Annotated in this window: 16 protein-coding genes, 1 tRNA gene and 3 pseudogenes; 15 read left to right on the plus strand and 5 right to left on the minus strand. The window is 52.0% G+C overall.

The genetic code is table 11. From position 1 onward, the window contains the following. Positions 1-63 precede the first annotated feature (63 nt). Both PPL9_RS04790 and PPL9_RS04795 read left to right on the plus strand, forming a co-directional pair. Positions 64-2,058, plus strand: a complete 1,995-nt coding sequence (locus tag PPL9_RS04790) for a HAMP domain-containing methyl-accepting chemotaxis protein (protein WP_208981647.1) — start codon at positions 64-66, stop codon at positions 2,056-2,058. Positions 2,059-2,225: 167 nt separating this feature from the next. Further along, positions 2,226-2,315, plus strand: a tRNA-Ser gene (locus PPL9_RS04795). Positions 2,316-2,323: 8 nt separating this feature from the next. Here the strand turns inward: PPL9_RS04795 and PPL9_RS04800 are convergent. Then, positions 2,324-2,929 carry a class I SAM-dependent methyltransferase gene (locus PPL9_RS04800; RefSeq protein ID WP_208989167.1) on the minus strand — a complete coding sequence of 202 codons (606 nt, stop codon included), beginning with the start codon at positions 2,927-2,929 and terminating at the stop codon, positions 2,324-2,326. Positions 2,930-3,117: 188 nt separating this feature from the next. Between PPL9_RS04800 and PPL9_RS04805 the strand changes: the two genes are divergently transcribed. Further along, complete coding sequence (locus tag PPL9_RS04805; protein ID WP_057461577.1) at positions 3,118-4,314, plus strand: Gfo/Idh/MocA family oxidoreductase; 1,197 nt, start codon at positions 3,118-3,120, stop codon at positions 4,312-4,314. 43 nt (positions 4,315-4,357) lie between these two features. On the opposite strand, the gene PPL9_RS04810 is transcribed toward PPL9_RS04805, so the two are convergent. The 4 genes from PPL9_RS04810 to PPL9_RS04825 all read right to left on the minus strand — a co-directional run bounded on the left by PPL9_RS04810 (position 4,358) and on the right by PPL9_RS04825 (position 8,482). After that, complete coding sequence (locus tag PPL9_RS04810; RefSeq protein ID WP_057461578.1) at positions 4,358-5,803, minus strand: nucleobase:cation symporter-2 family protein; 1,446 nt, start codon at positions 5,801-5,803, stop codon at positions 4,358-4,360. Positions 5,804-5,833: 30 nt separating this feature from the next. Beyond that, positions 5,834-6,337: an ureidoglycolate lyase gene (locus tag PPL9_RS04815; protein ID WP_057461579.1), complete on the minus strand. Its 504-nt coding sequence runs from the start codon at positions 6,335-6,337 to the stop codon at positions 5,834-5,836. A 6-nt stretch (positions 6,338-6,343) separates the two neighbouring features. Then, positions 6,344-7,177 carry a bifunctional allantoicase/(S)-ureidoglycine aminohydrolase gene (locus PPL9_RS04820; protein ID WP_208989186.1) on the minus strand — a complete coding sequence of 278 codons (834 nt, stop codon included), beginning with the start codon at positions 7,175-7,177 and terminating at the stop codon, positions 6,344-6,346. A 363-nt stretch (positions 7,178-7,540) separates the two neighbouring features. After that, positions 7,541-8,482 carry a LysR family transcriptional regulator gene (locus tag PPL9_RS04825; protein WP_057461581.1) on the minus strand — a complete coding sequence of 314 codons (942 nt, stop codon included), beginning with the start codon at positions 8,480-8,482 and terminating at the stop codon, positions 7,541-7,543. A 235-nt stretch (positions 8,483-8,717) separates the two neighbouring features. Here PPL9_RS04825 and PPL9_RS04830 point away from each other — a divergent pair. The 12 genes and pseudogenes from PPL9_RS04830 to PPL9_RS31115 all read left to right on the plus strand — a co-directional run. Beyond that, positions 8,718-9,959 (plus strand): annotated as a pseudogene (locus PPL9_RS04830) (nitrate/nitrite transporter); the annotation flags it as partial. 200 nt (positions 9,960-10,159) lie between these two features. After that, positions 10,160-11,512, plus strand: a pseudogene (locus tag PPL9_RS04835) (NarK family nitrate/nitrite MFS transporter); the annotation flags it as partial. Positions 11,513-11,537: 25 nt separating this feature from the next. After that, on the plus strand, positions 11,538-15,287 hold the full coding sequence (locus PPL9_RS04840) for a nitrate reductase subunit alpha (protein ID WP_057461584.1): 3,750 nt from the start codon (positions 11,538-11,540) through the stop codon (positions 15,285-15,287). Continuing rightward, a complete protein-coding gene (narH, locus tag PPL9_RS04845; RefSeq protein WP_057461585.1) occupies positions 15,284-16,825 on the plus strand; it encodes a nitrate reductase subunit beta in 1,542 nt (513 codons plus the stop codon). Before PPL9_RS04840 ends, narH begins: the two co-directional genes overlap by 4 nt. Then, positions 16,822-17,544: a nitrate reductase molybdenum cofactor assembly chaperone gene (gene narJ, locus PPL9_RS04850; protein WP_057461586.1), complete on the plus strand. Its 723-nt coding sequence runs from the start codon at positions 16,822-16,824 to the stop codon at positions 17,542-17,544. The genes narH and narJ overlap by 4 nt, the downstream gene beginning before the upstream one ends. A gap of 2 nt (positions 17,545-17,546) precedes the next feature. Continuing rightward, entirely contained in the window at positions 17,547-18,260 is a 714-nt protein-coding gene (narI, locus tag PPL9_RS04855; RefSeq protein WP_057461587.1) for a respiratory nitrate reductase subunit gamma, read from the plus strand. A gap of 6 nt (positions 18,261-18,266) precedes the next feature. After that, positions 18,267-19,154 (plus strand): peptidylprolyl isomerase, encoded by an 888-nt coding sequence (locus tag PPL9_RS04860; protein ID WP_057461589.1) that lies wholly within the window; start codon positions 18,267-18,269, stop codon positions 19,152-19,154. 163 nt (positions 19,155-19,317) lie between these two features. Continuing rightward, the gene (locus PPL9_RS04865) at positions 19,318-20,310 is read left to right on the plus strand and encodes a Gfo/Idh/MocA family oxidoreductase (RefSeq protein ID WP_082596554.1); all 993 of its coding nucleotides are present in this window, start codon (positions 19,318-19,320) and stop codon (positions 20,308-20,310) included. Between the two features lie 610 nt (positions 20,311-20,920). Beyond that, the gene (locus PPL9_RS04870) at positions 20,921-21,931 is read left to right on the plus strand and encodes a BMP family protein (RefSeq protein ID WP_057461591.1); all 1,011 of its coding nucleotides are present in this window, start codon (positions 20,921-20,923) and stop codon (positions 21,929-21,931) included. Between the two features lie 80 nt (positions 21,932-22,011). Then, positions 22,012-23,559, plus strand: a complete 1,548-nt coding sequence (locus tag PPL9_RS04875) for an ABC transporter ATP-binding protein (RefSeq protein ID WP_057461593.1) — start codon at positions 22,012-22,014, stop codon at positions 23,557-23,559. Continuing rightward, complete coding sequence (locus tag PPL9_RS04880; RefSeq protein ID WP_057461594.1) at positions 23,556-24,647, plus strand: ABC transporter permease; 1,092 nt, start codon at positions 23,556-23,558, stop codon at positions 24,645-24,647. The genes PPL9_RS04875 and PPL9_RS04880 overlap by 4 nt, the downstream gene beginning before the upstream one ends. 3 nt (positions 24,648-24,650) lie before the next feature. After that, positions 24,651-24,877 (plus strand): annotated as a pseudogene (locus tag PPL9_RS31115) (ABC transporter permease); the annotation flags it as partial.

Consider the following 24,877-nt stretch of genomic DNA (forward strand, 5'->3'; position numbering starts at 1 on the left):
TGTGACAATCTCGCGATCATTATCATCCAATGAATTAAACCGCATACGTGCGGGGGGCATAAAATGCGCATTCCAAAGTTTGCCTGGATATACTCCGTCGTAACTAGAGTTACAGCTCTTGGGTTGTTGCCGATACTTGTGCTGGGTGGGGCGTTGATTTCCCTCTCCCAAATGAACAGCCAGAATGCTGAGTTTCAAAAAAATACGCAGACCTATAACCAGCTGATGCAAAACGCTCAGGCGATTAGTGCAGCAGTAGATCGTATGCGCGCAATTGGTGGGGAGTTTTTGCTTCATCCAAAAGCAGAGGCATCTGACATTGCAGCAGATGCTCGTGAGCGCGTTGTTGTATTGGTAGAAGAAACACGTGAACTGAATGTTTCAGGCATTGAAGACGAACTCTACGATAACCTGGAAGGCTATGCCTACGGGTTTTCAGAGACGTTTGGCGCAGTGGTTGAAGCGACGCTCGAGCGTGGAACCAGCTCAGATGGAGGTCTCATTTCAGTCCTTCAGGGGGCTAGTTCCACAATGCAGCTCGAAATTAATAAGGCACGCCGGAAACTGAACGTCAGCAAAGACACTCATCGTGTCGCTGGTTTGCTAAAAGATCTTCAAGCCATGGAATGGACCATTGGCGTTGACGGGTATGAAATTGAAAAGAGTACCTTCAAAAGCCGCATCGAGCAGTTTGGCATGGTCATTCAAACAGCGAAAATGCCAGAGGAAACATCTCAGGTAGTGAGCGAGCTCTGGGCAACCTACACAGAGACGCTGGAGCAGATTGAAACTCTGAATGCTGACATTCAGGAGGAGATGGTCTTCGCTCTGGAACAACTGGACGAGATGATCCCGGCTGCGCAACAACTCAATGATTTTGGTGCGGCTGGTGAAGCGGAAGCAACTGCGCTTCATAATGAGGCATCAGCTGCAAGCATGCAGCGCTTCTTGTTGCAAGCTGGCGCAATGGGCATTATCGGCCTGATGATTGCTGGCTACATAGCATGGCGCATCTCTCGCCCGCTGGCGAACCTGCATACGGCCATGGGCGTTCTGGCAAAAGGGGACGTCTCAATCAATATCGAAGGCACTAAAGGCCGGGATGAGTTCGCGAAAATGGCGAAGATTCTGGAAGTTTTCCGTGCCAACGCTATTGAGCGAAATCAGCTGAACGATGAGCGCGATGAAGACAATAAGCGTCGTCAGGAACGTGAGCAGAAAGTTGCTCTCCTGGTGCGAGAGTTTGAAAAAGCAGCAACGGCCGCAGGCGATGGCTTTAACTCCGCAATCCAGTCTTTGCATGAAGCCTCCTTTGCTTTGAATGTCACTGTCGAAAGTGTCTCTGATAAAGCTGGCAAAGCAGGTGATGCGGTCAGCCATGCATCAACATCAGTGGCAACTGTGGCATCTGCCAGTGAGGAAATGTCTCTTTCCATTAAGGAAGTAGCGTCTGAAGCGGTGAACTCCAAAGATGTTGCCGATGAAGTCGGTGGGCTTGTCATCAACACGTCCAAGACAATTCAGGAGCTGGCTGAAACTGCATCCCGTATTGGAAAAGTTGTTAGCTTGATCAAGGATATCGCGGACCAGACCAACCTTCTTGCTCTCAACGCCACCATTGAGGCAGCGCGTGCTGGCGAGATGGGCAAAGGCTTTGCAGTTGTGGCCTCTGAGGTGAAACATTTGGCAAACCAGACCACCACGGCAACGGAAGAAATCTCGCAGCAGATCCATGCGATCCAGCAGGTGTCTACTGATGCCGTTGGCTCCATCGAAAAAGTGACTAGTATGATGGAGAAGCTATCCACCAGCTCTTCAGCAGTGGCAGCAGCTGTAGAACAGCAGTCTGTAACTGTTGGCGAAATCGCGCGTTCTGTGACCGATGCTTCTGATCAGTCTCGTATTGGTGAGTCCGAAATGGGGGAAGTTGCCAGCACTATTGAAAACTCCACCAAAACGGCAGAAGACATCAACAACCAGGCCGACAGCATCTCTGAAGAAGCTGATCAGTTTAACCGCTCGATCAAAGCCTTCCTTGAAAACGTTCAAGCCGCATAACTCTCCAGAAATAAACAGTCATTTCAACGCAGTGGGTTCGCTCACTGCGTTTTTTATTGGCAGGTGACGCGTGAGCTGTGAGTTATCTGCGGCATAGCGGTCGCAGGGCTTGCCGAAAGGAAAGCTTCTTTATATGGTCCCGCAATCCTCACCACGAGGATCAATTAGGAGAGTTGCCGGAGTGGTCGAACGGGGCGGTCTCGAAAACCGTTGAGCACGCAAGTGTTCCGAGGGTTCGAATCCCTCACTCTCCGCCATTTGTTCTTTAGCCTACTTTTTCAATGATCATCGTAAGCCACTTCTCGTTAGGGCTGTAGGGCTTGTTGCTCAGCGTAATGCGGGCATCTCGAAGCTGTAGGTTCGGGACCTGATGCAGGATGTTGCTGAAGCGGGCTTCGGTCATCATGGAAAAGCGACGCCCGTCATCGCGGTTTACTTCTCCTTCTCCCAATTTGAAAGAAGCAAACAAGGTGCCGCCATTCTTGAGGGCATTGCAGAGATTGGTGAGTGCGAGAGGTAGTTCAGAATAAGGAACGTGAAGCAAAGAGGCGTAAGCCCAGATAGCATCGTAAACCTGCTCGCTGATAAATTCCTGAAATGTGTTTTGCTGGACAGCTATACCGATCAGTTTACTAGCCGATTTCACCATTTCAGCAGATGCATCGAAGGCGTCTACTTCAAAGCCAAGCTGCTTGAAAGCGTAGGCATCACGCCCGGACCCACATCCCGCATCGAGAACTCGCCCACCTGGCGGTACTCTCATGAGGAACCGTTGGTAGTGCTCCTCCATGTCCAGATGTAGTGTGCGCTCGATAAAGCTCTCTGCATTCTTCTCGTAATAGGCTCGGGTGGTCTCTGATGAGTTCGGCATAAGACCTTCAACTCTCCCTTAAGTCAGCAATAAATCAGCCTGGATTTTGAAACAGTTTCTCTGAAATGACCAACACTTTTGCAAAAGAGCATTTGCAATTACCGATCTCAGACTTAATGATCCTACAGGTTCAGGTGGTGCAGTTGCGCTAACCGATATTTGCGCCTGAGAAATATGGAGAATGCATAATGACCGTCGAAGCTGCTGAGCCACAACAAGTGTTGGATATTCCGAAAAAACTGGGGCGTAGACTGCGTCTGGGAATGATCGGCGGCGGTCAGGGTGCATTCATCGGCGCAGTTCACCGCATCGCATCGCGTTTGGACGATCGCTATGAACTTGTTGCTGGTGCCCTTTCTTCTGATCCAACGCGGGCAAAAGCGTCAGCTGAAGAACTCTATATCTCATCTGATCGTGCCTATACCTCCTTCGAAGAAATGGCAGAAAAAGAACCGCTTCGGGATGATCCGGTTGATGTAGTTGCCATTGTGACGCCTAACCATATGCACTATCCGGCAGCTCGCGCGATGCTCGAGGCCGGTATCCATGTCATCTGCGATAAGCCGATGACAACGACGAGTGAAGAAAGCGAAAAGCTTGTTCAACTGGTTGAGGAAACTGGCAAGCTGTTCCTGTTGACGCATAATTACACCGGCTACCCAATGGTCCGGCAGGCGAAAGCTATGATTGAGGCTGGTGAACTCGGGAAAGTTCGTCTGATTCAAGTGGAGTACCCGCAAGATTGGCTGACTGAGCCGATTGAGCAATCAGGTCAAAAGCAAGCCAGCTGGCGTACTGATCCAAAACGATCCGGAGCAGGCGGCTGTATTGGAGATATCGGCACGCACGCCTACAATCTCGCCTCCTTCGTATCCGGCATGAAAGCAACAGAAGTTTTGGCGGAGCTGACAAGTTTCGTAGAGGGCAGAGCGCTGGATGATGATGTGCAGATGCTGCTGCGCTACGAAAATGGTGCCAAGGGAATGCTGTGGGCGTCTCAGGTTGCTCCGGGTAACGAAAATGGGCTGAGACTGCGTGTTTATGGAGACAAAGGCGGTGTTGAGTGGGTGCAAGCTGACCCGAACCATCTGGTTTACTCACCCTATGGAAAGTCAAGCTATCGCATCACACGCGGTGGCCCTGATGCAATAGAGGCCGCAAATGCAGTCTCACGCATTCCAGGTGGTCATCCGGAAGGGTATCTGGAAGCCTTCGCAACAATCTATAACGAGTTTGCTGATGTTTTGGCTGCGCGCATTTTAGGTCAGTCAGAACCCGAGTGCAGCAAACTGCTTCCGACTGTATCTGATGGGCTGGATGGGCTGAACTTCATTGAAACAGCCGTGAAAAGCTCTCAGAACGGCGGTTCATGGCAGAAACTATAAGAGATGCTCCCCTCGCCATAGCAGAACGGCGAGGGGAGTTTCTTTAGGCTTGGGAGCCTGCTGGTTTGAATGGTGGATCCTCTTGTGAGGCCATGCCGCCTGAAACTTCTTCCGTTGCTTCGGCAGTAAGCTCTTCTGGCAATACAAGATTGAGTACAATCGCGATCAGAGCTGCAGGAAGTAAGCCACTCGTCATCAAAATGCGCAGTGTGTCAGGCAGATACTGAACAGCTTTTGGATCCAGCTGCAAACCAAGACCGATTGATAACGCAATCGCGAAGATCACCATGTTCCGGCGGTTCCAGTTGACGTCGGAAAGCATGGAGACGCCAGCAGCGACCACCATTCCAAACATAACGATCACACCTCCGCCGAGCACTTCGATGGGAATTGTGCGAATGATCGCTCCAACCTTGGGTATCAGTCCGCACACGATGAGGAATAAAGCACCAATGGTCACCACGTGGCGGCTCATCACGCCTATCATGGCAATCAACCCCACATTCTGGCTGAAGGATGTGTTCGGCAAACCACCAAAAACACCGGCTATGGCTGTGCCAAAACCATCAGCGTAGGTTGCCCCCTGGATCTCCTTGTCGGTCGCCTCACGTCCTGCACCGCCTTTGGTAATGCCAGAGACATCGCCAACAGTTTCAACAGCACTCACAAACGCCATGAGACAAAAGCCAACCACAGCAGCAAGGCTGAAATCAAAACCATAGGCGAATGGCATCGGCAGGGCGAAAGATGCAGAGCGGCCAACGCTTGTGGCAATACCGTCCACGGTCACCATGCCGACCATCATCGCGTAAAGGTATCCTGCAAGGATGCCAATCACCACAGCAGATACAGCTAGGATTCCGCGGGCATAGAATTTCAGACCAAGCGTGACGAGAATAACAATGAGCGCAGCAGACCAGTTGAGCATACTTCCATACTCAGGCTTGCTAATGGCAGGCACACCACCCGCAGCATACTGAATGCCCACTTTCACCAGCGCCAGACCGATCATGGTTACGACAAGGCCAGTCACCAGCGGTGGTAAAGCAAAGCGAATGCGACCAATGAACATCCCAAGGATGGCATGGAACAAACCACCAATGAGCACGCCTCCAAACAGAGCAGGCAAAGCTTCAACACCTTTACCTGCAACGAGTGGGATCATGATGGGTATGAAAGCAAAGCTGGTACCTTGCACAATCGGCAAGCGGGCTCCGACTGCTCCCATTCCAATTGTTTGAAAAAGCGTAGCTATTCCGGCAAACAGCATGGACATCTGGATCATGTATGTCATGTCTGGGAAGCCCTGCGCCCCTGCATCAGAGCCAAACCCAAATCCGGCAGCTCCGGCAATAATGATCGCCGGAGTAACGTTTGAGACGAACATGGCAAGCACATGCTGAATGCCAAGTGGTACCGCCTTATGTAAGGCAGGTGTGTAGTTCGGATCACGCAGTTGTTCTGGTGTCCCGATGGAATTGCTGGTCATTTAGTCCCCTCCTACTAATGACGCACAGTGTTATTCCGTTATTAAGTAGGCCTCCTCCAGCCAGTGTTCTTCTAGGTTATTTCCGTCCCCAATCCGGTCGACAACAGCGAACAGTCCTGACCCGTTGATGGGAGTCAGAACGCCGTGCCATGTGTTCCGTTTGATATTGATGGACTGGGTTGAACTCGCCATAAACGCACGAGGTGATGAAGGCCGTCCACCTTCATCTTCGGCGACTATGACAAGATATTCTGATTGGTTCATCGGAATGAAGCATTGCGAGCCCAATGGATGGCGCTCCAACATCGTCAGCGTGTGCGGCAGGCTGCGAAGCTCTGCCTGAAACAGGCTGACACCAGCGCGGCCACCAATAAACTCAACACCAGCCAGATCAGAAAAGCGCTCACATCGGCCTTCGTTGATTAGGATAGGTGATGTCCCGCCGGTCTCAATCAGTTCACCAAACGGCATAAATACCGCAGAGGTGAGCTTCTCAATCCGTATGGTGCGCTCTGTTGTGACCTGATTACCCATATTTGATCACCTTTGAAACGAGCCGAGCTGGGCATGTCGATTGACGTCTTTGTAAAGCAAGTACCGGAAACGGCCTGGACCGCCAGCGTAGCAAGCTTGCGGACAAAAAGCACGCAACCACATAAAGTCACCGGCTTCCACTTCAACCCAGTCATTATTCAGCCGGTAGACTGCTTTCCCTTCCAAAACATACAAGCCATGTTCCATCACGTGGGTCTCAGCAAACGGAATGCAGCCACCGGGCTCAAAGTTCACGATGTTGACGTGCATGTCGTGGCGCATATCGCTGGGGTCTACAAAGCGCGTCGTCGTCCAGGCTCCATTGGTGTCTGGCATGGGAGCAACCACAGCATTCTTTTCATGGGTAAACAGGGCGTCGGGCTTTGCAATGCCTTCGACAGCCTCATAGCGCTTTCGAACCCAATGGAAGGTGGCTGCTAGAGAGCTATTGTTACGTACTTCATATTGGGCTCCGGCAGGCAGATAGGCGTAGCCACCTTCAGTAAGTGTGAAAGCCTCATTGCCCATTGTGATAGTAATCTCACCTTGAACAACGAACATCACGCCCTGTGCTTCAGGGTCTGGCTCAGGTTTAAGGGAGCCTCCATCTGGCTGAACTTCCATGATGTACTGCGAAAACGTCTCAGCAAATCCAGAGAGTGGCCGGGCAATAATCCAGGCACGCGTCATTTCCCAGAAAGGCAGATTTGAGGTCACGATGTCCCGCATCACGCCTTTGGGAATAACGGCATACGCATTAGTAAACACTGCCCGGTCTGTCATGACTTGCGTTTGCGGAGGCAAGCCTCCCGAAGGTGCGTAGAAAGAAGAAGGTGATATGCCCTCAGAAGAGGCATCAAAGATGCGGGGTGGCAGTGTTTGAGTACTCATATGTAAGTTTACTTCCTTGTACGACACTCACGCAATGGCAGTCCGCGTAAGTGCAGCAACCCGAGTTAAGTTGAATTCCTTGCCGGGGAGGTGCACTCGTCGAATTAGGGATCGACGAGGCACTGTTTGAAGCACTGGGCAAATGTGCTGGTATCAACCGTGTCCATTAAGCTCGTCAGCTGGCAGGGCCACCAAACTCCTCCCATCTATCAGTTTAGCCTAATAAATGAGTTGGATTATCAAAATTATTTTGAAAGTATTTCGCGGATAGCCGGAAAAAAATAGATACATAAACGACTTTCCAATCAAAAATTACTTATTCAGAAGATGAGTAGAGTATTGAGAACTCTTGTCTTTTAGATACGTCTTCAATCGCTCACTGATGAAATTAAGAAAGAGCCGGATTTTAGGGTCTTGATAGCGTTTGTGCGGAAATAGACATGCCAAATGCACATCAGCAGGAGGGGTAGCAGTGCAGACGGCGATAAGGTCTCCGCTGAGCAAATGATCGACAACATCAAACAAGGGGGCATTGATGAGGCCGTGATGGCCGAGTGCCCAGTTCACCAACACATCGCCGTCATCAGAGGTGAATGGCCCACCAACTGTGAAGCTTTGTAAGCCCTCAGAAGTTTGAAGCGTCCACCGGCTTTCAGAGGAACCAGGAAACTGAAGCAGTAGGCAATCATGCTTTCCGTTTTGGAGATCTGCCCCTTGCTGTGGTTCACCTCGCTGATCAAGATAGGTAGGGGAGGCGCACAGTACCCGAGGACAGTCCAACAGGTTTTTCAGCCGCATTTCAGAGTTTGGTAACTGTCCCAGAATGAATGCCAGATCCAAACCTTCTCCAGTAATGTTAAGAGGACGGTCCGAGAGCCTGAGGCGAACATGAATTTCAGGATAAGTATCGTGGAATTCAGGAATAAGCGGTGCGATCAAACGCCGCCCTATGCCGAGTGGAGCAGAAACAAAAATTGAGCCGCGTGGAGTGTGTGTCACCTCCTGAACAGCCGCTTCAGCCTCTTCCATTGCTTCCAGCATTTTACGGGCGCCAGGATAAAAAATGCTACCTTGCTCAGTGGGTTGGATGGTGCGGGTGGTGCGGTTAAACAAGCGAATACCCAGGTGCTTCTCAAGCTCTCCGATACGGGAGGAAGCAACTGCAGGAGAAACATGCATGTCCCTTGCCGCAGCAGACATGCTGCCAAGCTCAAACACGCGCACAAACATCCTGACATTGTTGATGTAAGACATTGCTTTAACTTTGAAATCCCCGCCTCTACACGAAACATACCAGCATCAAAGTAGTCTGGATAGGTGTTTTTCATCGCGTCGTGAGTTGGAAATAAAACATAGTTTTACTCCAAGTTGTATTTCAATTTTACTCGTTTAATCCTGTTCTTTCTATGAGTTGCTCTACTTTTGGGTGCTAAAGCTCCTGAGATTCTATGTGGATTGTCTTACCTGCTAGAATTCAGGATCAAATACTATGCATTCACTTGAGGGTGTTACTCGCTCCGATCAATATAGGGCATTGGGTCTCAGTACCTTTGCTTTTACTATCTGTTTTGCAGTTTGGACCATTTTTTCCATCATTGGCGTGCGCATTAAAGGCGAACTGGGGTTGTCCGATACTCAGTTCGGCTTATTGGTTGCCACACCAGTGCTCACCGGTTCTGTGAGCCGCATTTTCCTGGGAGTATGGACAGAGCAGTTCGGTGGACGGATTATGTTCCCGCTGCAGATGCTCATTACAGCAGTCTGTGTCTGGTTGCTCACCTCAGTACAAACCTATGAAGTGTTTCTGTTAGCCGCCTTGGGCCTTGGATTGGCCGGTGGCTCTTTTATTATCGGCGTAGCCTATGTCTCCCAGTGGTTTGAAAAAGAGAAACAAGGCACTGCACTTGGCATTTTTGGTGCCGGTAATGTCGGTGCAGCAGTTACCAACTTCGTAGCACCATTTCTGGTCGTAGCAGTTGGGTGGGAAGGCACAGCCCGCGTTTATGCAATTGTTTTGGCAGTCACAGCCGTTCTGTTTTATCTGTTCAGTAAAGATGACCCGTCTCAGCAGGAGCGCAAGAAAGAAGGCAAGCAAGCTGTATCTACATCAGAGCAACTCGCTCCGTTGAAGAACCTGCAAGTCTGGCGTTTTGCCACCTATTACTTCTTCGTCTTTGGCGCCTTTGTCGCGCTCGCATCATTCCTACCGCGATACTACACCGGGGCTTACGGATTGGAGCTCACGACGGCTGGCGTTTTCGCTGGCCTTTATTCACTGCCCGGATCTGTTTTCAGAGCACTGGGCGGTTGGATGTCAGACAAATGGGGCGCGCGCTTTGTCATGTACCTCACATTTATCGTCTCCCTCTTTTGCCTCTTCCTGCTGAGCTATCCCGAAACCTCATATGTTGTCAGCGGTATTGACGGCCCAATCGAGTTTAACTTCGGTCTTGGTGTTGGTGCCTTCGTCTCTGTGACCGTCGTTCTTGGTTTTGTCATGAGCCTTGGTAAAGCGGCGGTCTACAAGCACATCCCGGTTTACTACCCCTATCATGTTGGTGCTGTCGGAGGCCTCGTAGGCATGATCGGCGGTCTTGGTGGCTTCTTCTTGCCAATCGCCTTTGGAGTTCTGCTCGATTGGACTGGCGTTTGGACGGCACCCTTCATGCTTCTCTTCATCATTGTTGCGGTTTCGACTGTGTGGATGCACGTCGCCATCCGCAGGATGGAGCGCAAGCGTTATCCAGAATTGCAAGATGAAACAGATCTGTCTGATCTCCCGGACGAGCCGGTTGAAGGTCCGGACGGACCTGCAGGCGTAGAAAAGTATCCGTAACCAGCGAAGCCCTTTCTGGACATTCGGTCTGGAGAGGGCATGTAGCCAAAAGGAATGAATGTATGTCTGATAACAACACTCAAAAAGGGCACACACTAATTGAATGGCGACCGGATGATCAGGAATTCTGGGAAACCAAAGGAAAGGCGATCGCCTCTCGGAACCTTTGGATCTCTATTCCGGCACTTTTGCTTGCCTTCTCAGTGTGGCTCGTTTGGAGTGTTGTTGTTGCAAGGCTACCCGCCATCGGTTTTGATTATACGACAGACCAGCTCTTCCTGCTGGCTGCTCTGCCAGGCCTTTCTGGCGCGACACTCAGGATCTTTTATTCCTTTATGGTCCCTATCTTTGGTGGTCGCCTTTGGACAACGCTGACCACAGCATCGCTGCTTCTTCCGGCTCTGGGTATCGGGTACGCAGTTCAGGACCCCACCACGCCTTATAACATCTTCCTTCTGTTAGCCCTGCTTTGCGGTTTCGGGGGCGGTAACTTCGCTTCTTCAATGGCAAATATCGCATTCTTCTATCCAAAGAAGGAAAAAGGGAACGCGCTTGCGCTCAATGCAGGCCTCGGAAACCTTGGCGTTTCCGTCATGCAGTTTGTGGTGCCGCTTGTCATCACAGCTGGTGTCTTCGGTGCGATCGGTGGCGCTCCTCAAATCCTTGAGGATGGCTCCCAACTCTGGATCCAGAATGCTGGCTTTATCTGGGTTCCATTCCTCATCATCGCGACGCTGGCCGCATGGTTTGGCATGAATGATATCGCCGATGCCAAAGCGAGCTTTAAAGAACAATCCATCATTTTCTCAAGAGCGCACAACTGGATCATGTGCATTCTTTATACAGGAACCTTCGGTAGTTTTATCGGTTATTCCGCAGGCTTCCCGCTGCTCATGAAGACACAGTTTCCGGAAGTAAATGCACTCACCTTCGCATTCCTTGGACCTCTCGTTGGTGCACTCTCCCGGGCTGGTACGGGTTGGGTTTCCGACAAGTACGGCGGTGGCCGTGTAACCTTCTGGACCTTCTTGTTTATGGCGGTTGCTGTTGGTGGCGTGCTGTTCTTCCTGTCCATCAAAACAGAGCCGGGAGCTTTCTGGGGCTTCTTTGCCTGCTTCATGGCTCTGTTCTTCCTGACAGGTGTAGGCAACGCCTCTACATTCCAGATGATCCCGACCATCATGCGCCAACAGGTCGGCCTCTTGATGCCTGAGCTGGATGCAACAGCTCACCTGCGCCAGTCAGAACGTGAAAGTGCGGCCATCATCGCCTTCACCTCTGCAATTGCAGCCTACGGTGCCTTCTTCATCCCCAAAGCCTACGGAACATCCATCGCCTACACAGGTGGCCCGGATGCCGCGCTTTGGGCCTTTGGCATCTTCTACGTGATCTGTCTGGTGATCACGTGGTTCTTCTACACCCGCAAGGGTGCCTCCGTTCCGTGCTAAGCAAATAACGTGAAGGGCATTTCAGATGTCTCTACTACTCGATAAACTGAACTTCTTCGCAAAACAGGACACTGGTACCTTTGCAAACGGGCACGGTGTTACAACCAATGAGAATAGAAACTGGGAAGACAGCTATCGAAAGCGATGGCAATACGACAAAATCGTACGCTCGACCCATGGTGTGAACTGCACTGGTTCCTGTTCCTGGAAGATCTACGTTAAAGGCGGGATTGTCACCTGGGAAACCCAGCAGACGGATTATCCGCGTACCCGCCCGGACCTGCCAAACCATGAGCCACGGGGTTGTTCTCGTGGTGCCAGCTACAGTTGGTATATGTACTCCGCAAACCGGGTGAAGCATCCACTCATACGCTCTCGCCTCCTCAAGCTATGGCGTAACGAGCGGACAGTGAAATCGCCGGTCGCTGCGTGGGCAGCCATTCAGGATGATCCCGCAAAGCGCGCAGATTACCTGAAAGTGCGCGGACACGGCGGTTTTGTGCGAGCCACTTGGGAAGAAGTCAACGAAATCATCGCAGCAGCAAATGCTTACACCGCGAAGAAATGGGGACCAGACCGTGTCGTTGGCTTCTCGCCAATTCCGGCTATGTCCATGATTTCTTACGCAGCTGGCACTCGCTACCTGTCCTTGCTCGGCGGCACATGCATGTCGTTCTACGACTGGTACTGCGACCTGCCTCCTGCCTCACCACAAACATGGGGTGAGCAAACCGATGTGCCTGAATCCGCTGATTGGTACAATGCGGGCTTCCTGATGTTGTGGGGCTCCAACGTTCCACAAACGCGTACACCGGATGCGCACTTTTACACCGAGGTCCGCTACAAAGGCACTAAGTCAGTTGTGGTCTGCCCAGATTACTCGGAAGCGGCCAAGTTCTCGGATCTCTGGCTTCATCCAAAGCAGGGCACTGATGCAGCTCTGGCGATGGCCATGGGTCATGTCATCCTTCGTGAATACCATTTGGACAGGCAGGCAAAATACTTCGAGGACTACTGCCGTAAGTACTCCGACATGCCGCTGCTGGTTCGCCTAGTTGAAAAAGACGGCAAGTTTATCCCGGAACGTCTCCTGCGCGCCTCTGAGTTTGCCAACAAGCTGGGTGAAGAAAATAACCCGGAATGGAAAACCGTCGCCTTGGACCGCAAGTCGAAGAAGATTGTGGTTCCGCATGGCTCCATCGGCTTCCGCTGGGGGGAAAAAGGCAAATGGAATCTTGAAGAAAGAGACGGCGCCGGCAAAGACACGGACCTCGCCATGTCTTTCATTGACAAAGCTGATCATGATGAAGTCGCTGACGTGGCTTTCCCATACTTCGGCAATCGTGAGCATGACCACTTTGCGGGAACCAACCATGAAAGCGTGATGGTGCGCAAAGTCCCCGCAAAGAAAGTGAAGCTGGCGGAGGGTGAAGCGCTTGTAGCGTCCGTTTTCGACCTCTTTATTGCCAACTACGGTCTGGATCGCGGATTAGATGATCCAAACTCTGCCAAGTCCTATGATGAGGAACTGCCTTACACGCCTGCATGGGCAGAGAAAATCACTGGCGTTCCCAAAGATCATATCATCACAACGGCCCGCGAGTTCGCGACAAACGCCGAGAAGACCAACGGACGTTCCATGGTCATCCTCGGTGCTGGTCTGAACCACTGGTACCACATGGATATGAACTACCGCGGTATTATCAATCTGCTGGTGATGTGCGGCTGTGTTGGTCAATCCGGTGGTGGTTGGAGCCACTATGTGGGGCAGGAAAAACTTCGCCCGCAAACCGGGTGGACAGCACTTGCATTCGCCTTGGATTGGACACGCCCACCACGGCATATGAACTCAACATCCTTCTTCTATGCGCATACAGATCAATGGCGCTACGAGACGCTCAAGGTGGATGAGATCCTGTCACCAACGGCCCCGGATGGAGATTGGGATGCGTCGCTGATCGATTACAACATCCGCGCAGAGCGCATGGGATGGTTGCCATCAGCACCGCAACTTGAGACCAACTCGCTTCAAGTTGCCAAAGCGATAGAAGAGAGCGGCAAAGAAGCTAAAGACTACATTGCTCAGGAGTTGAAGTCTGGCGGCCTCAAACTGTCTTGTGAGGACCCCGACAGCGAAGCCAATTGGCCGCGCAACCTGTTCGTCTGGCGCTCCAACCTGCTTGGGTCCTCCGGTAAAGGTCATGAATACTTCCTTCGCCATCTACTCGGTACTGAGCATGGTGTACTTGGCAAAGACCTCGGTGAAGAAGGCCGTCAGCGTGCAAAAGAAGCTGTCTGGCATGACAATGCGCCCGAAGGAAAACTCGATCTGCTCGTCACGCTCGACTTCCGTATGTCCACCACCTGCGTGTATTCGGATATCGTTCTGCCGACAGCCACATGGTACGAGAAAAACGACCTCAACACTTCGGATATGCACCCCTTCATTCATCCACTTTCCAGTGCAGCTGATCCCGCGTGGGAAGCCCGCAGTGACTGGGAGATTTTTAAGGGTATTGCCAAGTCCTTCTCTGAAGTCTCACAAGAAGTTCTCGGCAAGGAAAAGGACGTCGTCCTTGTCCCGATCCTGCACGATACAGCTGGTGAAATCGCCCAGCCATTCGACGTAGCGGATTGGAAGAAGGGTGATATTGATCCGCAACCCGGCAAGACTATGCCAAACGTTGTTGTTGTCGAACGAGACTATCCAAACATCTACAAGCGCTTCACGGCTCTTGGCCCACTGATGAGTAAACTCGGCAACGGTGGCAAAGGCATCAGCTGGAACACCGAGCACGAGGTAGACCTCCTCAAAGGCCTAAATGGAGAGGTGCTTGAAGACGGGCCAACCAAAGGCTTGGCCAGGATCGAAACGGATATCGATGCAAGTGAAGTCGTCCTGTCTCTGGCCCCGGAAACCAATGGTGAAGTGGCTGTCAAAGCTTGGGCTGCTCTCTCTGAGTTCACTGGCAGAGACCACACCCATCTGGCACTGCCGAAGGAAGAAGAGAAAATCCGCTTCCGCGATATCGTCGCTCAGCCACGAAAGATCATCTCTTCACCAACGTGGTCTGGCATCGAGTCTGAGCATGTTTGCTACAACGCAGGCTACACCAACGTGCATGAGCTGATCCCGTGGCGAACGATCTCCGGTCGTCAGCAACTCTATCAGGATCACCTCTGGATGCGTGCATTTGGCGAAGGCTTCTGCGTGTACAGGCCGCCGATAGACACCAAAGGCGTCAAACCGGTGATCGATGATAAGTCTCTCGGCAGAAAGCAGTTGGTGCTCAACTTTATCACCCCGCACCAGAAGTGGGGCATCCACTCCACATACACCGACAACCTGTTGATGCTCACGCTCAACCGTGGTGGTCCGGTGGTCTGGATCTCAGAGGTTGATGCGCAAAAAGCTGACATTGAAGACAATGACTGGGTCGAAGTCTTCAACATCAACGGTGCGCTTGTGGCGCGTGCGGTGGTCTCTCAGCGCATGAAGGAAGGCACGATCTACATGTATCACGCTCAGGAAAAGATCGTGAATACACCGGGATCTGAGCTCACCGGACAACGCGGTGGTATCCATAACTCGGTGACCAGAACCGTCACCAAACCAACACACATGATTGGTGGGTACGCGCAGCAATCCTACGGCTTCAACTACTATGGAACGGTTGGCTCCAACCGCGATGAGTTCGTTGTGGTTCACAAACTGGAAAAAGTGAACTGGATGGAAGAACCACTGGATGACAGTGGTCAGGAGGCAGCAGAATGAAAGTCCGCGCTCAAGTCGGAATGGTGCTGAATCTGGATAAATGCATTGGCTGCCACACCTGTTCAGTGACCTGTAAAAACGTTTGGACCAACCGAGAAGGCGTTGAATACGCCTGGTTCAACAACGTGGAAACCAAACCCGGTATTGGTTATCCCAAAGACTGGGAAAACCAGAAGAAATGGAACGGTGGCTGGGTTCGCAAACGCAATGGCAAGATCATTCCCAAGATGGGTGCCAAATGGCGCATTCTGGCGAAGATCTTTGCTAACCCTGATCTGCCAGAAATTGACGACTACTACGAGCCGTTTGATTATGATTACGAGCACCTACAGGGCGCTCCTGAAAGCGCTCAGTTCCCAACTGCCCGCCCAAAATCAGCGATCACGGGCGAGCGGATCGAAAAAATTGAATGGGGACCAAACTGGGAAGAAATTCTCGGTGGTGAGTTCTCCAAGCGCTCAAAGGATTACAACTTTGAGGGTATTGAGAAGGAAATCTACGGCGAGTTTGAAAACACCTTCATGATGTATCTGCCACGTCTGTGTGAGCACTGCCTCAACCCAACATGTGTTGCTGCATGTCCATCAGGTGCCATCTATAAGCGTGAAGATGATGGTATCGTCCTGATTGATCAGGAAAAATGCCGTGGCTGGCGCATGTGCGTTTCTGGCTGTCCTTACAAGAAGATCTACTTCAACTGGTCCTCCGGCAAATCAGAAAAATGCATCTTCTGCTATCCACGCATCGAGTCAGGGCAGCCTACAGTCTGTTCAGAAACCTGTGTGGGCCGCATCCGATATCTGGGTGTGATCCTGTACGATGCGGATAAGATCGAAGAAGCAGCCTCAACCAAGGATGAGAAGGACCTCTACGAAGAGCAACTGAAGGTCTTCCTTGATCCGCATGATCCAAAGGTGATCGAACAAGCCCGTAAAGATGGTGTTCCAGAGGATTGGCTCAAGGCTGCCAAGGCATCGCCGATCTATAAGATGGCAATCGACTGGAAAGTGGCTTTCCCACTTCACCCGGAATACCGCACACTGCCAATGGTTTGGTACATTCCACCTCTCTCCCCAATCCAGTCAGCCGCAGAGGCTGGTAAGATCGGTTGGGATGGTGACCTACCGGATGTCCGGAGCATGCGCATTCCGGTCCGCTACCTCTCCAACCTCCTCACAGCAGGCAAAGACGAGCCTGTTGTCACGGCGTTGGAACGGATGCTCGCCATGCGCTCCTACATGCGCTCCAAGTCAGTTGATGGCGTAGTCAATGAAGCTATCGCTGAACGAGTGGGTCTGACTTCTGAGTTGATTGAAGACATGTACAAGATCATGGCGATAGCCAACTATGAGGATCGCTTCGTCATTCCAACCACTCACCGTGAAGTGTCCGAGGATGCCTACGATGTTCGTGGCTCCTGTGGTTTCTCCTTCGGCAATGGTTGCTCTGGCGGCAGTGATGGAACTGACCTGTTCGGTGGTTCCCGCAAGAAAACTGTCGAAACCCCAACGGATATATTTAAGGAGATGCGCGGATGATCGTCTCCTTAAAAATCCTCTCGCTCTTGCTCAACTACCCGACGCAAGAACTGCTGGATGACCTGCCAGCACTGAAAAAAGCGGTAAACTCAGATCGCTTGCTCTCTGCAAAAGGCCAGAAAATGATCTGCACTCTTTGCGATGATCTGGCTACTAAAGATCTCTATGAGGTGCAGGAAAGATACGTGTTCCTGTTTGATCGGACCCGCTCACATTCACTACACCTGTTTGAGCATGTGCATGGTGAGAGCAGAGACCGCGGTCAAGCTCTCGTCGATCTGCGTGAGATGTACCTGACAAACGGTTTCGCGGTAGAGACCACGGAACTACCTGACTACATCCCATTGTTCCTCGAATATCTGGCGCATCAACCATTTACAGAGGGGCAGGAACTGCTTGGCCAGACTGCGCATATCTTTGAGGCCCTTCGTTTGCGTCTCAAAAAGAAGGGCTCAATCTATGCCAATGCGTTTGGGGCTGTTGCTGAAATCAGCAAAGCGGCACCTTCCAAGGAGCTCCTCTCCAATATTCTTGCAGAGCCCGAAGATGACCCAAATGATCTCGAAGCCATGGATCGCATTTGGCAGGAAGAGGTCGTCAAGTTTGGTGGCAATGCAGGAGAGGGCAGTTGCGGCCCTGATCGCTTAAGAATGCAAATGAGAGCTGCGGACAGACGCCCGCCTGATACCACGACCCAGAACATTCAAGGGGAGAACTAGAAATGTCTGGCTTCTTCAACACGTTGTTCTTTGGAATATATCCATACATCGCCCTCTCGGTTTTGATTGTTGGTACAATCATCCGTTATGATCGTGAGCCTTACAGCTGGCGTGCTGGTTCAAGCCAGCTCCTGCGCCGCAGGCAGTTGGTCTGGGGTTCAGTGCTCTTTCATGTGGGGGTGTTGATCATCTTCTTTGGCCACTTGGTTGGATTGCTGACCCCAATAGTCCTGTTCGATCTGGTGGGTATCAGTCACGGTGCCAAACAGGTTCTTGCTGTCGTCGTCGGCGGTATTGCTGGCCTGATGGCGATTGTGGGTGCAGGGATGCTCATTTATCGTCGCTTGTATGATGCGCGTGTACGAGCAGTCTCCAGCACAATGGACACCTTCATTATATGTCTGTTGGGCTTCCAGTTGCTTCTGGGGCTTGGAACTATACCTGTTTCCCTCATGCATCTGGACGGTGAGGAAATGGTCAAATTCATGAGCTGGGCACAAGGCATCTTCACATTCCGTGGTGATGCAGCAAGCTATGTCGTTGATGCTTCATGGGTCTTCAAGTTGCACTTGTTCGTGGGGCTGACGATCTTGCTCATCTTCCCGTTCACACGCTTGGTGCATATGCTCAGCGTTCCGGCAAGATACTTGTGGCGTCCCGGCTACCAGATCGTGCGTGAGCGCAACTCCACCAATTCACGCCATCCTGCTGAGTGAGGTGAAATGGCCAATCTCTACACCAACCCAAATCTGAATGAAGGTGCTCAGGCCGATGCGGATCTGCCGAGCACTAAGGTGCCTCCAAAAAGCAAACCGATCATTACCGATGTGTCGGTCAACGGGGTCCAAATCTCAGAACAAGACATTCTGGCAGAGGCCCAAAACCATCCGGCTGAGAACCCAGGTCAGGCAGTGCAAGCTGCTGCGAGAGCGTTAGTCGTCCGCGAACTGTTGTTGCAGCAAGCCAAGGCCTTGAACATTGAGGCTGCACCAGAACAGATGGATGACGGAAGTGAGACCCCTGAAGATGCAGCGATCAGAGAACTGATTGAGCAGGAGGTCGAGATCCCGACAGCTTCCAAGGATGAGTGCCAGCGTTACTACGAAAACAACAGGACTCGCTTCAGTTCAGAGCCAATCTATGAAGCCAGCCATATCTTGTTTGCGGCTGGGTCAGAGCAACACACTGCTCGCAGCATAGCCAAGGCCCGTGCCCACGATGTCATCAAACTACTTCTGGACAAGCCAGAAACCTTTGCTGATCTGGCGCTGGAGTACTCCGCTTGCCCTTCAAAAGAAACGGGCGGAAATCTGGGCCAATTGACCAAGGGAAGCACAGTTTCGGAGTTTGAAAAAGCGCTCCAATCGATGCATGCAGGACAGATGACAGGCGAACCTGTTGAGACCAAGTTCGGCTACCACATCATTTTCCTGAACAGGAAGATTGAGGGAAATACCCTGCCATTCGAGCATGTTGAGGAAACCATCAGAGCATGGTTGGAAGCCGCAAGCTGGTCCAAAGCAGTGTCTCAATACATCACTATCCTGGCAGGGTCTGCTGAGATAAAAGGTATTGATTTACTTGGTTCTGATAGCCCGTTGGTTCAGTAAAATTGTAAGTACTCAGCGATGAGTACCTGCTCTTTTATCGATAAACTTGGATAAGCAGTAAGCTATTGATCTCTGGTATTTTCTCCTTCCTTAAATGTGATTAGGGTTATTTCCGGAGTTCTTCCCGTGATGTTCTCGGGATCCTGTGTTCTGGAGAAAAACAATGTCGAAACTGAACTGGGGCTTTCTCGGAACAAGCTTCATCTCGCTGACAATGGCAGACGCTATACAAGCGGAAGGATCGACGCGGATACATTCCGTGGCAGGTCGGTCAGAAGTGCCTCTGAAAGTCTTCGCAGAAAAGTACGATGTTGAGCATACCTTTGATGACTTCAACGAGCTGATTGAAGACGAAGCCGTTGATATCATTTACATCGCTCTCCCAAACCACATTCACCATGAGTACGTGGTCAAGGCAGCAAATGCGGGGAAAGCAATCCTCTGCGAAAAGTCGCTGTCTATCGACATGGAAAAAACCGATCAGGCGCTGAAAGCGGTTGCCGAGAACGGTGTATTCTTCGTGGAAGGGCTGATGTACCTGAACCACCCGTTTGCAGCTGCTATTCGCGATGTAGTTGCTTCTGGTGAGTTGGGTGAGATCCAGTCGATTACAGCTCAGTACTGCGCGTCAATTGCCAGGTTCGTGAACCCACACAGCAAGGGGGCACTTTATAACCTTGGTTGCTATCCAACGTCGCTGATGCATCTTCTGTTACAGACTGCATTCCCGACCCATATCTTTGATAATTATAACATATCGGCAATGGGCCGACGTGGTGCAGATGGGAACATCTGCGAGTCAGCAGCGACGTTGCGGTTGAATAACGGTGTTGTTTGCCAGCTTCACACGGCGGAAGACTACGGTCTGCATGCCGGTTTCACAGTGCTTGGCTCCAAGGCAAGTCTGGTGTTGAATTCCAACCCATGGCTACCGGAAACTGAGGGGAATATCTTCACAGTTACCCCATACGAAAAACCGGGCGACACGCGCACAGTTACGGCAGATGGCAACGCCTTTATTTATCAGGTCAGAGCGATCCGCGAAGCGATCGAAGCTGGCAACAAGGCGCTGGAAAGTCCGGCTCCGAGTGTTGAGGACAGCCGTCAGATCATGCAGATCCTGACTGACTGGGAAGCTGCAACCGTGACTGCCTGAGCGACATGATACTGCGATGTGAGGGGTGCGGTTGCACTCCTCTGAGCAGCCTGCGAAGGGTGCCAGAGTGCTCGTAAACACAACAATTCCCAAATTTTTCTCAGCGATCCGTTGAGGCTCGTATTGCCTGCTCCATGAGCAGCAAGCGTCAATTCCTGCATAAAATCAACTTGCTACGTGAATGCAATTTAGGCAATCAGAGCAATCATTAGGCGCTGTGTGCTATTTTTCAATCCATGGAAAATATTGCAAAATAATATTGATTGAAATTATTTGACCGAAAAGTAAAATTTCATAATGTTGCTTCGATTCGAGTGTTTTATCGTCACTTAGCTCAATCCACAGCTATATAGTGGTCCAATAATATTTATACAGTCGATAAATAGCTGAATACCATAAGAAAAGTACTGTGTGATCTGCATTAATTTACGTGCCGTCATGCAAAAAATACTTCTGAGGCATCTAGTCATTAGCCGCTTTGTCTCGTATACAGCCATTTTTAATGCCTTCGTCCTGCTCAGGACCTTTTCACTTAAAATGCGAGATAGGGCAGATTGCGGCTGCAGTCTGATCTGCAGCCCTGCACAATTATTGATTTCAGGGGGTGTGCATGTTTGCGACACGTTTGAACGGTTTGGTGAGAGGTCATGTTCTCGCAGCCGTAGCTGTTTTTGCGGCCATAATCTCGGTTTATTTACCAGCAAAAGTTTTAGCTGCCGAACCTCTCAAGGTCGCAGCGATTTACACCGTTCCTGTTGAGCAGCAATGGGTTGGACGTATCCATCAAGCGCTCAACACAGCGGCAGAACGCGGTGACATCACCTACGTCTATTCCGAGAACACAGCCAACACCGACTATGAGCGCGTCATGCGTGAGTACGCCGAAGCTGGTCATCAGCTCATTGTTGGCGAGGCGTTTGCAGTAGAACGCGCAGCGCGCAACGTGGCTGCAGAATACCCGGAAACAGCTTTCCTCATGGGCTCGTCCTTCCCGGCAGCTGAGCCAAACTTCGCGGTGTTCGACAACTTCATTCACGAACCATCCTACCTCTCCGGTATGATCGCAGGTGCGAAATCCAAGTCCGGCAAAATCGGCATGATCGGCGGCTTTGCTATTCCGGAAGTGAACCGTCTCATGCACGCATTCATGAATGGTGCTAAGGCAACCAATCCAGAGGTGACTTTCACAGTCAACTTCATCAACTCCTGGTACGATCCGCCAAAAGCGAAAGAAACCGCTTACGCCATGATCGATGCCGGTGCGGATGTTTTGTATGCAGAACGCTTCGGTGTGTCTGATGCGGCGATGGAAAAAGGCATCTTCGTGATTGGCAATGTGATCGATACCGCTGCTGACTATCCAAACACCATCCTCGCCTCTGCCATCTGGCATATGGAGCCAACAATCGACACTGCGATTGCGGCTGTAAAGGCGAATAACTTCAAGGCTGAAGACTACGGCAAGTACTCCTTCATGGGTCATGCTGGTGGTTCGCTGGTGGTTGATGAAACGCTGGTGGATGCTGATCTGCTCGGCAAGGTCAAAGCTGTCGAAGCGAGCATTCTGGATGGGTCTTTTACTGTTGACATCAACGACGAAGAGCCAAAGTCCTCCAATTAACGCTGATCGGGCCGGGGGGATATCCCGGCCCGTCTTCTCCGCCTGCTACGCGCATAACCTCTTCAGTCCAAGGGTATCCCATGCCAGAAAGTGAGAGCGGGCATCCGCTTTTATCTCTTCAAAACATAACCAAGATCTTCGGTGATCTGGTTGCCAACGGAAACGTCAATCTGGACCTGCATGCCGGGGAAATCGTTGCGTTGCTGGGTGAGAACGGAGCGGGGAAAACCACGCTCATGAATATCCTGTTTGGTCATTATGTGGCTGATCAAGGACGTGTCATGGTACGCCACTCCTCTGGTATTCTGGTAGATTTGGAGCCCGGTGCTCCTCAGGCGGCCCTTGAAGCGGGGATAGGTATGGTTCATCAGCACTTCACGCTGGCTGAGAACCTGACGGGGCTTGAGAACATCGTTTTGGGCACTGAGAGCCTGTTTTCACGCCGCTTCAGCCGCTCCAAAGCGCGGGCAAAACTGCAGGAGCTGATGCAGAGCTCCGGCCTAGAAGTTGATCTGGATCTGCGCGTTTCCAAGCTGGCAGTTGGCGAAAGACAACGCGTCGAAATCCTCAAAGCACTCTACCGCGACGCCCGCATTCTGGTGCTTGATGAACCCACTGCGGTTCTCACGCCTCAGGAATCCGACAGCCTTTTCAAAACTTTGAAGCTGCTTGCTGCCAAAGGCATGGCGATCATCTTCATCTCCCACAAGATGGCCGAGGTGCTGGGCGCGTCTGATCGTGTTGCGGTTCTCAGAGGGGGCCGGATTGTTGCTGACTTGCCGACATCGCAGTGTGATCGCCACCAATTGGCTGAGGTGATGGTCGGGCATTCCGTCCAAACTGCAGAACGCAAACCTGGGTATCCGGAAGACGAAACGCTGGTTTTTGCCGGTGTCAGCGCTGGGGATGGCCGCGAGCAGATCGAGAACGTCAATCTTGCCCTCCGTAAGGGGGAAATCATCGGCCTCGCAGGCGTCTCCGGCAACGGCCAAAGCACCCTGGCTAAGGTCATCTCCGGCTTGGAGACACCAACCGCTGGCAATGTCCAACTCAACGGCAAAGCGCTCAAGGCCAGTGCTGCGGCTGCCATCAAATCCGGCGTCGCCCGCATCCCGGAAGACCGTCACCACGACGGCATCGTTGGCACCATGTCGGTAGAGGAAAACCTCGTTCTGGAGGAAATTCGTGGGGCCGCCTACCAACGCTTCGGCCTTCTCCGCTTCAACGAAATTCGCAAGCGCGCTCAGGAGGCTATCAAGGCCTACGACATTCGCTGCTCCGGCCCGCTTGCCGTCTCCCGTTTGCTCTCCGGCGGGAACATCCAGAAAATCGTCCTCGCCAGAACGCTGGACCAACAACCCGATATCGTCCTTGCCGCCCAGCCCTCTCGTGGGTTGGATGTTGGCGCAACGGCTGATGTGCACCGCCGCCTGCAAGAGGCGCGAGACAGAGGCGCAGGCGTCCTTCTCATCTCGGAGGACCTGGACGAACTCTTCCAATTATCCGACAGGATTGCCGTGATCCATCGCGGGCATATCTGCGAGCCAGTGGAGACGGAAAAGCTGGATAAGAAACAGGTTGGTCTGATGATGGCAGGACAATCCATAAAAGGGGAACAAGCAGCATGATCCGGTTTGAACCTCGTACCAATGTTTCTTCGCTCTTCGCGTTTGCCCTGCCAGTTATCGCAGGAATCACCGCGCTCGTGCTTGCCGCGATCCCCATTGCAGCAGCAGGGGGAGAAGTTTTCGCCGCCTACGGGCATATCTTCAAAGGCGCATTCGGCTCCAAGTTCGCATTCTCTGAGCTTTTAGCCCGCGCAACGCCGCTCATTTTCACGGGTCTGGCCGTAAGTGTCGCCTTTCGTGCCAAACTCTGGAACATTGGCGCAGAAGGCCAGCTCTATGTGGGCGCGCTTGCCGCAGTCGCTGTCGGCACCGGTGCAATCTCCGCGCCCGCCTACATTATGATCCCGCTGATTATACTGGCGGGCATGATTGCTGGCGGCACCTTGATGCTGGTGCCAACCCTGCTGAAAACGAAGCTAGGCACAGATGAAGTGGTCACCACACTGCTGCTCAACTTCGTCGTGCTGCTGTTTGTGCAGATGATGCTGGAAGGCCCGATGAAAGACCCCATGGGCATGGGCTGGCCGCAGTCAGAACCCATGACCAGCGCCGCCACACTGCCCAAGATGTTCGCCCGCATGCGCATCCACTGGGGCCTCGTGATCGCACTGGCATCAGCCCTGATCATCTACATCATGATGAAGCGCAGCGTCTGGGGTTTTGAAATCCGCGCAACGGGAGAAAATGTCTCCGCCGCAAAACATGCTGGCATTCCGGTCACCTCCACGTTCATCAAAGTCGGCCTGGTCTCCGGTGCATTGGCAGGCCTTGCTGGTGTCAGCGAAGTGGCTGGCCTCAAAGGGTATTTGACTGCCGATATCTCCCCGGGCTTCGGCTACACCGGCGTCGTGGTCGCCATGCTTGCAGGCCTCTCACCCGTTGGTGTGGTTGTGGCTGCTGTCTTCATCGCGGCAGTCTTTGTGGGGGCAGATAGCATGAGCCGTGCCATGGGCGTGTCCAGTTATATTGCTGATCTTGTGGTCGCCATGTCTTTGATCTGCGTATTGATTTCCAGCCTATTCGTGCGCTTCAAAATCCGCTTTGTCAGGCCTAAGAAGACTCCACTTGTCGCCAAAGGGGAGGCATAAGCCATGGAATACATTGATATTCTTCTCTCCGCCAATTTCTGGGCCGCTGCCATCCGCATCGCAACCCCGCTCATCTTTGGTGTATTAGGTGCCTTGGTCTGCGAGCGGGCAGGGGTGCTCAACCTCGGTATTGAGGGCATCTTTGTCGTTGGTGCCATGTGTGGCTGGATGGCCGTTTGGCTCGGAGCTGGCCTCTGGGGCGGCATCCTTGTCGCAGCATTGGCGGGGGG

Origin of the sequence: Pseudovibrio sp. POLY-S9 (assembly GCF_001431305.1) — a bacterium.
Lineage (GTDB): Bacteria > Pseudomonadota > Alphaproteobacteria > Rhizobiales > Stappiaceae > Pseudovibrio.

Coding starts and splice junctions, on each gene's coding strand:
- PPL9_RS04790 (WP_208981647.1), top strand. CDS start 64: ATGCGCATTCCAAAGTTTGCCTGGATATACTCCGTCGTAACTAGAGTT.
- PPL9_RS04800 (WP_208989167.1), bottom strand. CDS start 2,929: ATGCCGAACTCATCAGAGACCACCCGAGCCTATTACGAGAAGAATGCA.
- PPL9_RS04805 (WP_057461577.1), top strand. CDS start 3,118: ATGACCGTCGAAGCTGCTGAGCCACAACAAGTGTTGGATATTCCGAAA.
- PPL9_RS04810 (WP_057461578.1), bottom strand. CDS start 5,803: ATGACCAGCAATTCCATCGGGACACCAGAACAACTGCGTGATCCGAAC.
- PPL9_RS04815 (WP_057461579.1), bottom strand. CDS start 6,337: ATGGGTAATCAGGTCACAACAGAGCGCACCATACGGATTGAGAAGCTC.
- PPL9_RS04825 (WP_057461581.1), bottom strand. CDS start 8,482: ATGTCTTACATCAACAATGTCAGGATGTTTGTGCGCGTGTTTGAGCTT.
- PPL9_RS04840 (WP_057461584.1), top strand. CDS start 11,538: ATGTCTCTACTACTCGATAAACTGAACTTCTTCGCAAAACAGGACACT.
- narH (WP_057461585.1), top strand. CDS start 15,284: ATGAAAGTCCGCGCTCAAGTCGGAATGGTGCTGAATCTGGATAAATGC.
- narJ (WP_057461586.1), top strand. CDS start 16,822: ATGATCGTCTCCTTAAAAATCCTCTCGCTCTTGCTCAACTACCCGACG.
- narI (WP_057461587.1), top strand. CDS start 17,547: ATGTCTGGCTTCTTCAACACGTTGTTCTTTGGAATATATCCATACATC.
- PPL9_RS04860 (WP_057461589.1), top strand. CDS start 18,267: ATGGCCAATCTCTACACCAACCCAAATCTGAATGAAGGTGCTCAGGCC.
- PPL9_RS04865 (WP_082596554.1), top strand. CDS start 19,318: ATGTCGAAACTGAACTGGGGCTTTCTCGGAACAAGCTTCATCTCGCTG.
- PPL9_RS04870 (WP_057461591.1), top strand. CDS start 20,921: ATGTTTGCGACACGTTTGAACGGTTTGGTGAGAGGTCATGTTCTCGCA.
- PPL9_RS04875 (WP_057461593.1), top strand. CDS start 22,012: ATGCCAGAAAGTGAGAGCGGGCATCCGCTTTTATCTCTTCAAAACATA.
- PPL9_RS04880 (WP_057461594.1), top strand. CDS start 23,556: ATGATCCGGTTTGAACCTCGTACCAATGTTTCTTCGCTCTTCGCGTTT.